This window comes from Brotaphodocola sp., assembly GCF_983179755.1.
The window spans coordinates 48,002-57,453 of record NZ_CFAHBC010000017.1; the positions used below are offsets into that span (position 1 = coordinate 48,002).

The window sequence follows — 9,452 nt, forward strand, 5'->3', positions numbered from 1 at the left end:
ACAACACCGAAAACTTAGATTACTCTTTCATCTTAGGTTTAAAGATCAGGGCTGAGAGGTAACCAAAGATCAGTGCGGCGGAAATTCCCGCTGCACTGGCCTCCAAGCCTCCGCTGAAAATCCCGATCATCCCATTCTCTGCAATTCCTTCTTTTACTCCCTTCCAGAGTGTATTTCCAAAACCGAGAAGCGGTACCCCCGCACCTGCGCCCGCCCACTCCGAAAATGGCTGATAAAGCCCGAAAAATCCAAGAATTGCCCCCGATACCACAAGCAGTACCATCACCCTTCCCGGCATCATCTTTGTCCGGTCAAGCAGGATCTGAACGAGCGCGCAGATAGCCCCTCCGACGAGAAACGATTTCCCGATCTCCACTGTAACTTCCATCCCTGTCATATTCATCATATTTTCTCACAGTCTCCTTTTCTTCTCATTTTTCAGTCCATGGCTCACACGATCCATTTCCCGTCGTTGTTTTCTCCATTTTGTCATCCTTGATTTTTATGTGGGTAAATTCCACACCTCTGCAACCCTATCTTACTTATCTCATTTATTTCACTTAACTTCATTCATCTTTACTTATTTTTTATCTCACTCAAACGCTCTCAAGAATTACTCCGTGTGCAATCCCCGGAATATTCTGTCCCTCATTGTAGCTGACCGTCGAGAGCAGTGCACCTGTCGGGAGAAAGAGCACGCGCTTCCATTCCCCGCTCAAAAGTTTAGGGAAAATCTGCGCGCACAGTGTCACTGCCGAGCATCCGCACCCGCTTCCGCCCGCATGAATGTCCTGAGATCCATAATCATAAATCTCAATTCCGCAGTCCATGTGAATCCCTGACAGCTCATGACCTTCTTCTCTCATGAAATCAAGCAAAATCTTCTGACCAATTCGCCCAAGATCCCCGGTGATGATCCGGTCATAATGGGATTCATCCACCCCAAAATCCTGAAAATTTGTCATAATCGTGTTCCAAGCAGCAGGTGCCATCGCAGCTCCCATATTCATTGAATCATGGATTCCCATATCTACAAGTTTTCCTGTCGTGACGCCTGCAATCTTGACTGCTGTTCCAGACGATGGACGTTTCGATGAGAGTACGACTGCTCCACATCCGGTCACAGTCCACGAGGCACTCTGCGGTCTCTGACTCCCATATCCAAGCGGAAACCGAAACTGCTTCTCTGCGGTCGCATAATGACTGGAAGCGAGCGCAAGCACACAGTCGGCATCCCCTGCCCCGACACACATGCTTCCAAGACCAATCGCCTCCCCGATTGTCGAACACGCTCCATAAAGTCCAAACAGCGGAATGTCGAGATCCACGGTTCCAAACGAGGTTGCAATCAGCTGTCCGAGCAAATCTCCCGCAAACAGGTAACGGACATCTTTTCTGTGAATATCCCGCTTCTCAAGTGCAAGATCCGCTGCCTGCTTCTGCATCGCGCTCTCCGCCTGCTCCCAGTTTGGCGCTCCAAACATCGCATCCTGCTCCACAACATCAAATTTTTTTCCGAGTGGTCCCTCCCCCTCCTTTTTTCCGACAACTGAAGCCGATGAGACCAGATAAACCGGTCGCCCCGGAACCATACTCGCTCTTCCTTTTTGCATGTTGTTTCAAGCTCCTTTCTCCTCAATAAAGTTTTTCAAAGTCCTTTTTTAATTCTTTTTTCCATTAGAATTCCCGCACCATGTAACTTCTATTCTATTTTTCTATCTTTGTCGTCTCTCGTCTGTTTTTGCGTTCAGTTTTTCCAGTCATTGACTTCTCGTCCACACATATTGGAACGATTCTTTGCATATACTGATTTCTGAAAAGGATGTGATATACGATGACGATTCTCAGTTTTTTAAAAAACCACGCGCGCGCACTTATGACACTGATCTGCCTGTTCACAATCAGCGTCCTCCTGTTCATTCTCTGGACAGACACCAGGCGCCCGCACCATGAGGGAAGCACCCTCGTACAGCAAACTTCCATAGAAATGCCAGAGCAGAGAATGGCTCTCACAGCGGATGCCTCCATCACCCTGGAGGTCATTTTATGAGTTTGGCAGCCTCTGTGGTCTATCTCAATCTCAGAGAGATCACGGAAGTGCATGAAAAAGATGTCTTTCTGCGGAATGTGGCTGATGTCTACTGCAAAAATCCGCATATCCAGAACCGGTGTAAATCGATGAAGATCCGCACGCTTCACAGCTCAAAGCCCCGGCGCTATGTCTGTCAGGCTCTGGATGTGATCTCGCTTTTAGAATCTGCGGATTCTACGATTCAGGTCACAAACATCGGAAAAGTCGAATTCATCATTGACTATCAGCCCCCGCACCCGCCAAAACTGGCTCTGGCATGGACGAAAACACTGATTGTCTGTCTGATTGCCTTTTGCGGATCTGCATTTGCGATCATGACATTCAACAACGATGTTAATGTAACCGACGTCTTCTCCGAGGTCTACCGCCTTGTGACCGGTCAGGAGAAAACCGGCTTCACGGTCTTAGAGGCATCCTATTCCATCGGACTTGCTGTCGGAATTCTCGCCTTTTTTAATCATGTACTCCGTTTCAAGCTGAACACGGACCCGACACCGCTTGAGGTGGAAATGCGACTCTATGAGGAAAATATCTGCAAGACACTGATTCAAAACGACTCTCGAAAGGAGCAGGACATTGATATTCAATAATCCACTTCTGCATACGCTTCTCTTATCTTTGATTGGACTGAGTGCCGGAAGCATCATTGCAGGTGGTGTCTTCGCATTTCTCGCCATCATCGGCGTATTTCCCCGTTTGATCGGAAAAACAAAAACACGATCTCACATTATGCTCTATGAGACTGTGATTGTTTCCGGCGGAATCTTTGGAAATCTCTGGGATCTCTACGAGTTCCCGCTCACCTCGATTTTTGCCCCGATCGCCTCACTTCTCCTCGCGATCTTTGGAGCTTCGGTCGGAATTTTTGTCGGCTGTCTCGCCATGTCACTTGCGGAAACGCTCAAGACACTTCCTGTTATCAGCAGACGCAGCCATCTCTCTGTCGGGCTCCAATATCTGATTCTCTCCATCGCCCTCGGAAAGTTGGCTGGATCTCTGCTCTACTTTTTTTATGGAATGGATGGGTAAGAATTTTCTAAGATAAATATATGAACTGGAGGACTGATTTTCTATGGAACTGAACAAAAAAGCATATGGCGATTACGTCAAAAAAGTAACTCCGGTCAACGGACTTCTCGCAGATATGGGAAAGGCATTTGTAACAGGAGGAGTCATCTGCGCCGGTGCCCAGATCCTGATTCTTTTTCTCGTCAGCCGTGCCGGTCTTGAAAAAGAAAAGGCACAGACGCTCACACAGCTGACCTTAATTTTCTTGAGCGCCCTCTCTACGGGTCTTGGAATCTACCCCAAGATCGTCAAATGGGGCGGTGCAGGTGCTCTCGTCCCGATCACCGGATTTGCGAACTCCGTCTCCGCACCCGCAATCGAATACCGCACAGAAGGTCATGTATTCGGCATCGGCGTCAAGATCTTTACGATCGCCGGTCCTGTGATCCTCTACGGAGTCCTCGCAAGCTGGATTCTCGGTCTGATTTTCCTGATCGGAAAATTTTTAGGATTTATTTAGAAAAATTTCCAGAAAGCTAGGAAGATTCCCTCATCCACTCCCGCATGCGCTGTAAAATCCTCTTCTCCATGCGGGATACCTGCACCTGCGTAAGCGATAATTCCTGTGCAATCTGCGTCTGCGTCTGATCCTCAAAATATCGGCGCACAATGATTTCTCTTTCCAGCCCGTCAAGTTTTTCGAGGAGATGCTCAAGAACCATTCGATTCATCAAGTTTTCTTCTTCCTGATTTTCATCCGTGAGTCGATCCATCAGGGCAAGCTCCTGCCCTTCTTTATTTCCGATATTTCGATAAATCGAATCCACCTGCGTCACTGCCTCAAGTGATGCCACCGCTTGCTCTCGTGACACCCCGACACGACCGGCAATCTCATCCATCCCGGGCTCTCGCCCAAGCTCCCCAGTCAATGCCTCCCTCGCAGAGCGAACGCGCATCGCCAGTTCTTTCATCGACCGGCTGACTTTAAGCATCCCATCATCTCTTAAGAATCGCCTGATCTCCCCGGCAATCATCGGAACCGCATACGTCGAAAAGCAGACATCAAAGGACAGATCAAACCGATCAATCGCTTTTAAAAGCCCGATGCATCCGATCTGAAATAGATCCTCCGCCTCATATCCTCTCCCTGTAAAGCGTCTGACCATGCTCCAGACAAGACCAGTGTTTGCAAGCACAGCTGCCTCCCGGCATTCTGTCTCTCCTGCCCGGGCACGCCGTAAAAGTTCCCGTACCTCTTCCATGCTCTCACCGTCCGATCCTCTTTTTCATGATCACCAACGTTCCTTTTCCGACCTCCGATTTCACCTCCAACTCATCCATAAAGGCTTCCATAAAAGAAAATCCCATACCGGAGCGTTCTCCCGAGCGGTCGGTCGTAAACAGAGGTTCCATCGCCTTCTCCACATTTTCGATCCCCCGCCCGCAATCCTTCACCTGAATCGTCAGCTCTTGCCCCTCAATCTCCAAGTCCATCTCAATGATCCCCTGCTTTCCCGCATATCCGTGGATCTCCGCATTCGTTACTGCCTCCGAGACCGCAGTCTTCACATCCTCGATCTCCTCGAGTGTCGGGTCGAGACGACTCATAAAGACCGCCGTCACCACCCGGGCAAATTCCTCATTCTCCGATAAACTCTCCATTTCCATATGAAACCGTTGCATGCACATCTCCTCCATCTCACCCCGCGATTGCCGCTTCCTTTGTGTCAAAATGTGCAATCAGTCGGGTAACTCCTCCAATCGCAAGCACACGACCAATCTGTTCCCTGACCCCGTAGAGCGTCACACTCCCCCCGCTTCTTGCCATCTGCTTATAGCGATTTAAGAGAACCCCGATACCGGAAGAGTCCATGAATTCCGTTCTGGAAAAATCAAACACCACCTTGCGGATATAATTTTCCGAGAACAGAAGATCCGTCTCATATCTCAAATTTCGGCAGTTGTGATGATCCAGTTCCTTCGGAAGATGAATCACCAGAATCTGATCCCGCGCTTCATAGGTGAAGGTTTCTGTCATAGTTGTGTCCTCCCTTTATCATTTATAACTCAGAGTGGATGTCCCCCTCCTCTTTAGGTGGGGGGTATCACAAGTCTTCTCAGGAGGGGAGACAATCCCCTTCTGAGTTATACGCTCCGCTCCGCGAGGGTGCAATTTCCTATCATACAAAAAAGCACTCCAGATCCATCGCCTACGCAATTTCTCTGTCGTGCTTTTCAATTCCTAAAATTCTTAATTTTTTAATATTTTTATATGTTATGTTCTTTCTCGCGCATTTGATCTGCACTACACTTGATCCACATTTAATCTGTGCTTCATCTGCGCTTACTCACAACTTAGTATCCTCTCTGTCTCTGCGCCTCTCTCGCATACTCGGAGTTCGGGAAATTCAAAATCACATCCCCGTAATAAGTATTTGCCGAATTCATATCGCCCTGTGCCTGATAGACACTTCCGAGCTTGTACAGAGCCGATGGATTGTCGCCCTTAACTATCAGGCTCTTCTGGTAATACACAAGTGCCTGCTGGGATGCCGGATCCTGAGAGACCGCCTCATCGCCCAACTCCTCAAGGATCTTCCACGCCTTTTCTTCCATATCAGTCTGAATCCATGAGATCGTGTTTCTCATGGATGCATCGTCATTCATCACAGAAAAGTCGGTGTCGGAATAGAGCCGAGCAGCCGTTTTCATATCATTGTCCCGATATGCCTGAAGGATCTGTACCAATCTCTGATATTGACTTAAAATTCCGTCATTACTGCTGACAATCGTCTGAAGCGAATCCTCTGCCTTCTGCTTTTCCGCATTTGCCATATCGAGCTGGCTGTTCAAGTCATCGACTTCCAGATTTTTCTGATTCAGCTGTTCGAGAATCTTCTGTGTCTCCTGATTGTGGCTCGCATTGAGTGCCTCGGTCTTTGCCGGCATGACAAGGAAGAAAATCACCATTGCACCGAGAACAAGTCCCACCAGAATGTTCAAGACAGACTGAAGTCCCGTCGTTTCCTTGTAACTTGGCGGAATGATGATGTCGTCATCCTGCATCTGGCGATGGGAAAACGCATTTTTGAGTTTTCTCTTCTCCACCTCAGCCTTTCCGGTGTGCTTCTTCGCCACATCCATATATCTCTGTGCCTGCGGATTGTAGTGGTCAACTTTAAGTGCCTGATACAGACAGCGCCCCGCCTTCGTGTAATCCTCACGCTGAATATAGAGCAGGGCAAGCAGTTCCTGTGCCTTCACATACTGCGGAAAATCCTCAAGCATGCGAGAAAGCATCAGCACCGCAAGATCTTCGTTGTTGTTTACGGCATGTCCAAGTGCCTGATTAAACTTCTTTGCCGACTGGTCTGCCAGCTCTAAATATCCCTTATCCTCATGGACACGGCGCAGGTACTCTTCCGCAAGATTGTTTTTCTCCTGAAGATTCAGACTGATGACCCACTGTGTGAGCGCCGATCCCACTTCTCCGGTCTCATTGTAAATCAAACCCAGAAGATTCCGGGCATCCGTCTGGTACTTATCAAACCGCAGGCTCTTCTTGAGCGCCATAGCAGCTCCGGTCAAATCCCTCTGCCCCGCTCTCTCCAGTCCCAGATTATAGTAGGCATCGGCGATCCGGCGGTTTCTTTTTTGTGTATCCATCCTATATCCGCCTTACTGTTTTTTCTCTTTTAAAAATTCCATCATCAGGTCATTCATATCCGTCAAATCTTCCCGCACAATCGACGCTTCCACCTCACTCACCTCAAGGCTCGGCTTAAAGCGGGCAATTTCCTGTTCAAAATCCAGCATGATTGTTATTCACCAATCCTTTCTTCCAGTCCAAAGTCACTGTTTTTCAGAGCATTTTCCCTCCGACAGTTTTCTCACAGACAGCTTCCGGCATCGTCTTTAAGATGCGCTGAATCTCCCCGATCAGATACAGAGAGCCGACGACATATAATCGATCCGTCTCTTTCTTCTTTGCAAGTGCAGACTCAAGTGCTTCTCTTGCAGATCCATACTGTTCCACAGTCTCGCATCCTGCCTGCCCAAAGAGATTAGCAAGCAAATTTTCATCTGTCGCGCGTGCGCTGTCGATGTGGACAACCGTCACGACAGCGGGATGAAGATTGTCACAGAGCATCTTGATCATCTCCCGGTAATCCTTGTCCGAAACCGCCGCAAACAGCAGATGAATCGCCTTATCACTCTTCTGTGCCTTGACTGCCTCAATAAACGCCGAGATTCCTCCGGGATTGTGAGCACCGTCAAGCCAGACATCCTCGCGAACGTTCTGCATCCGTCCCGGCCAGCACACATGGCTGAGTGCTTCCCGCTTTGTCTCTTCTGCCACAGTCTCAAGTTCTCCGCGCTCTGTCAGCACCTCAATCGCCTTGAGCGCAATTCTCGCATTCTGTGCCTGATAAGGAGCTGAAAACTTCACCTCCGAGACCACTTTCCGATCGACCGCATCATTTTCCTGAATATCCTGCACATTAATCGGCTTGATCGGATTCACCGGATAGAATGCAGAGCCTCTGCTCTCTGCCTGTTTTGCGATCACTGCGGACGCCTCAGGCTGAGTATCATCAAAAATCACCGGAACTCCCTGCTTGATGATCCCCGCCTTCTGCATCGCAATCTCCGGAATGCTTGTACCAAGATAGGCGGTATGGTCGAGACTGATCGAGGTGATGATACAGGTCTTTGGACTCCGGATAACATTCGTCGTATCAAGAAGTCCGCCAAGTCCGGTCTCCAACACCACCCAGTCCGGTTTCTCCCGCCCATACAGATCCATCGCCATCAGAAAGACAAATTCAAAGAACGTCGGATGAGCATAGCCCTTCGCGCACATCTTCCCGGTGACTGCGCGCACATTCTCAAAACTCTTCTCAAACGTCTCTTCCGGTGCCGGACTCCCATCGAGAAGAAATCTTTCCTTCACATCCGTCAGATGCGGAGAGATAAACGTTCCGACATGGTATCCCGCACACAGGAGGACAGCCGTCAGATCCGCACAGACCGAACCCTTTCCATTTGTCCCCGCGACATGAATAATGCGGAGGGAATCGTCTGGATTTCCAAGTTCTGTGAGAAAATCTCTGACTTGCTCCAGCGTATTTTTCTTTCTGGTCCAGAATGGAATCTGATCCAGATAAGCTCTTGCCTGCTCTTCCATCTCTTTCTTATTCTTTCCTTTCCAGGCTTTGAACTGTTACAATGTATGCAATCATGTCCGGGGTTATGCACACTTTCTTCCTGTGCCCCCGGACATGCCTGCTGTTTTCTGCCTGATGCTTTCCCGTCACCGTTCACACGCCTCGCAAACCGCAACGGATTTTGCCGATCTTATTTCTTTAAAACTCTTATTTCTTTAGCTGAGCCAGATGCTCCTCAACCTGCTTCATCATCTGGGTGTACTTCTCTAACTTTGCCTTCTCCTCAGCGATCTTTGCCTCCGGAGCCTTGCTGATGAACTTCTCGTTGCTGAGCATTCCGTTTACACGCTTAAGTTCGCCCTCAAGACGGGTCTTCTCCTTCTCAAGACGCTCGATCTCCTTCTCCACATCGACAAGCTCTGCAAACGGCATGTAGATTGATGCGGAAGGGATCACTGCGGATACTGCGTCCTCACCGATTCCTGTCTTATCTGCCTGGAGTGCAACCTCACTCGCATATGCCAGAGTCGCAAAGAAGGATTTGCTGTGCTCGAAGATGTCAAGAACATCCTGACGATCGGATACAACGAATACCTTTGCCTTCTTGCTCGGCGGAACGTTCATGGAGGTGCGCACGTTACGGATTGCGCGAACTGCTTCCTTGATCGTCTCAACTGCCTGCTCCTCAGATGCAAAGTTGAGCTTCTCGCTGTACTCCGGCCAAGCAGAAATCATGATTGAGGACTCTTCCTCCTGAAGGTTGCAGAAGATCTCCTCGGTGATGAACGGCATGTACGGATGCAGAAGTTTCAAGGACTGGATCAGAACCTTTTTAAGCGTCCACAGAGCGGAAGCCTTCGTCGTGTCCTCATCGTTCCACAGACGCGGTTTTACCATCTCGATGTACCAGTCGCAGAACTCTTCCCAGATGAAATCGTAAACCTTCTGAAGTGCGATTCCAAGCTCGAACTTGTCGAGGTTCTCGGTCACATCCTTCGCCAGCGTGTTGACGCGGGAGAGAATCCACTTGTCAGCCAGAGTCAGCGGTGCGTTCTCTGCCAGAGATGCATCTGCATCCTTCGCATATGCGCGGTCATACTCTGCCATGCGCTCTGCACTTGCCTTCTCGATGTTCATCATGATGAAACGGGATGCATTCCATACCTTGTTTGCAAAGTTACGGC

13 protein-coding genes are annotated in these 9,452 nt (G+C 49.1%); 4 read left to right on the forward strand and 9 right to left on the reverse strand.

Annotation, left to right across the window (positions count from 1 at the left end; all coding sequences use genetic code 11):
• Positions 1 to 19: 19 nt before the first annotated feature.
• Positions 20 to 397: a SpoVA/SpoVAEb family sporulation membrane protein gene (locus AC4EVX_RS07895; RefSeq protein ID WP_490159945.1), complete on the reverse strand. Its 378-nt coding sequence runs from the start codon at positions 395 to 397 to the stop codon at positions 20 to 22.
• 199 nt (positions 398 to 596) lie between these two features.
• Positions 597 to 1,613, reverse strand: a complete 1,017-nt coding sequence (locus AC4EVX_RS07900; RefSeq protein WP_177977750.1) for a stage V sporulation protein AD — start codon at positions 1,611 to 1,613, stop codon at positions 597 to 599.
• 221 nt (positions 1,614 to 1,834) lie between these two features.
• Here AC4EVX_RS07900 and AC4EVX_RS07905 point away from each other — a divergent pair, with 221 nt between their 5' ends.
• The 4 genes from AC4EVX_RS07905 to AC4EVX_RS07920 are packed head-to-tail and all read left to right on the forward strand — an operon-like array spanning position 1,835 to position 3,620.
• Positions 1,835 to 2,050: a hypothetical protein gene (locus AC4EVX_RS07905; RefSeq protein ID WP_177977751.1), complete on the forward strand. Its 216-nt coding sequence runs from the start codon at positions 1,835 to 1,837 to the stop codon at positions 2,048 to 2,050.
• Entirely contained in the window at positions 2,047 to 2,682 is a 636-nt protein-coding gene (locus AC4EVX_RS07910; RefSeq protein ID WP_177977752.1) for a stage V sporulation protein AA, read from the forward strand. The genes AC4EVX_RS07905 and AC4EVX_RS07910 overlap by 4 nt, the downstream gene beginning before the upstream one ends.
• Positions 2,669 to 3,121 (forward strand): stage V sporulation protein AB, encoded by a 453-nt coding sequence (locus tag AC4EVX_RS07915; protein ID WP_490159943.1) that lies wholly within the window; start codon positions 2,669 to 2,671, stop codon positions 3,119 to 3,121. The genes AC4EVX_RS07910 and AC4EVX_RS07915 overlap by 14 nt, the downstream gene beginning before the upstream one ends.
• A gap of 43 nt (positions 3,122 to 3,164) precedes the next feature.
• Positions 3,165 to 3,620 (forward strand): SpoVA/SpoVAEb family sporulation membrane protein, encoded by a 456-nt coding sequence (locus AC4EVX_RS07920; protein ID WP_177977753.1) that lies wholly within the window; start codon positions 3,165 to 3,167, stop codon positions 3,618 to 3,620.
• Positions 3,621 to 3,636: 16 nt separating this feature from the next.
• On the opposite strand, the gene AC4EVX_RS07925 is transcribed toward AC4EVX_RS07920, so the two are convergent.
• The 7 genes from AC4EVX_RS07925 to AC4EVX_RS07955 form a co-directional block, all read right to left on the reverse strand.
• On the reverse strand, positions 3,637 to 4,362 hold the full coding sequence (locus AC4EVX_RS07925) for a SigB/SigF/SigG family RNA polymerase sigma factor (RefSeq protein WP_177977754.1): 726 nt from the start codon (positions 4,360 to 4,362) through the stop codon (positions 3,637 to 3,639).
• A 4-nt stretch (positions 4,363 to 4,366) separates the two neighbouring features.
• A complete protein-coding gene (gene spoIIAB / locus AC4EVX_RS07930) occupies positions 4,367 to 4,783 on the reverse strand; it encodes an anti-sigma F factor (RefSeq protein ID WP_308450782.1) in 417 nt (138 codons plus the stop codon).
• Between the two features lie 16 nt (positions 4,784 to 4,799).
• Positions 4,800 to 5,138 carry an STAS domain-containing protein gene (locus AC4EVX_RS07935; RefSeq protein ID WP_177977755.1) on the reverse strand — a complete coding sequence of 113 codons (339 nt, stop codon included), beginning with the start codon at positions 5,136 to 5,138 and terminating at the stop codon, positions 4,800 to 4,802.
• Positions 5,139 to 5,455: 317 nt separating this feature from the next.
• Complete coding sequence (locus tag AC4EVX_RS07940) at positions 5,456 to 6,766, reverse strand: tetratricopeptide repeat protein (RefSeq protein WP_177977756.1); 1,311 nt, start codon at positions 6,764 to 6,766, stop codon at positions 5,456 to 5,458.
• Positions 6,767 to 6,778: 12 nt separating this feature from the next.
• Entirely contained in the window at positions 6,779 to 6,916 is a 138-nt protein-coding gene (locus AC4EVX_RS07945; protein ID WP_177977757.1) for a hypothetical protein, read from the reverse strand.
• A gap of 46 nt (positions 6,917 to 6,962) precedes the next feature.
• Positions 6,963 to 8,288, reverse strand: a complete 1,326-nt coding sequence (locus tag AC4EVX_RS07950) for a bifunctional folylpolyglutamate synthase/dihydrofolate synthase (RefSeq protein WP_177977758.1) — start codon at positions 8,286 to 8,288, stop codon at positions 6,963 to 6,965.
• A gap of 187 nt (positions 8,289 to 8,475) precedes the next feature.
• On the reverse strand, positions 8,476 to 9,452 hold a 977-nt coding region (locus tag AC4EVX_RS07955; RefSeq protein ID WP_490159944.1), incomplete at its 5' end, for a class I tRNA ligase family protein.

Excerpts from the sequence above, each read along its gene's own strand:
- AC4EVX_RS07895 (WP_490159945.1), bottom strand. The coding sequence starts at position 397 with ATGACAGGGATGGAAGTTACAGTGGAGATCGGGAAATCGTTTCTCGTC.
- AC4EVX_RS07900 (WP_177977750.1), bottom strand. The coding sequence starts at position 1,613 with ATGCAAAAAGGAAGAGCGAGTATGGTTCCGGGGCGACCGGTTTATCTG.
- AC4EVX_RS07905 (WP_177977751.1), top strand. The coding sequence starts at position 1,835 with ATGACGATTCTCAGTTTTTTAAAAAACCACGCGCGCGCACTTATGACA.
- AC4EVX_RS07910 (WP_177977752.1), top strand. The coding sequence starts at position 2,047 with ATGAGTTTGGCAGCCTCTGTGGTCTATCTCAATCTCAGAGAGATCACG.
- AC4EVX_RS07920 (WP_177977753.1), top strand. The coding sequence starts at position 3,165 with ATGGAACTGAACAAAAAAGCATATGGCGATTACGTCAAAAAAGTAACT.
- AC4EVX_RS07925 (WP_177977754.1), bottom strand. The coding sequence starts at position 4,362 with ATGGAAGAGGTACGGGAACTTTTACGGCGTGCCCGGGCAGGAGAGACA.
- spoIIAB (WP_308450782.1), bottom strand. The coding sequence starts at position 4,783 with ATGCAACGGTTTCATATGGAAATGGAGAGTTTATCGGAGAATGAGGAA.
- AC4EVX_RS07935 (WP_177977755.1), bottom strand. The coding sequence starts at position 5,138 with ATGACAGAAACCTTCACCTATGAAGCGCGGGATCAGATTCTGGTGATT.
- AC4EVX_RS07940 (WP_177977756.1), bottom strand. The coding sequence starts at position 6,766 with ATGGATACACAAAAAAGAAACCGCCGGATCGCCGATGCCTACTATAAT.
- AC4EVX_RS07945 (WP_177977757.1), bottom strand. The coding sequence starts at position 6,916 with ATGCTGGATTTTGAACAGGAAATTGCCCGCTTTAAGCCGAGCCTTGAG.
- AC4EVX_RS07950 (WP_177977758.1), bottom strand. The coding sequence starts at position 8,288 with ATGGAAGAGCAGGCAAGAGCTTATCTGGATCAGATTCCATTCTGGACC.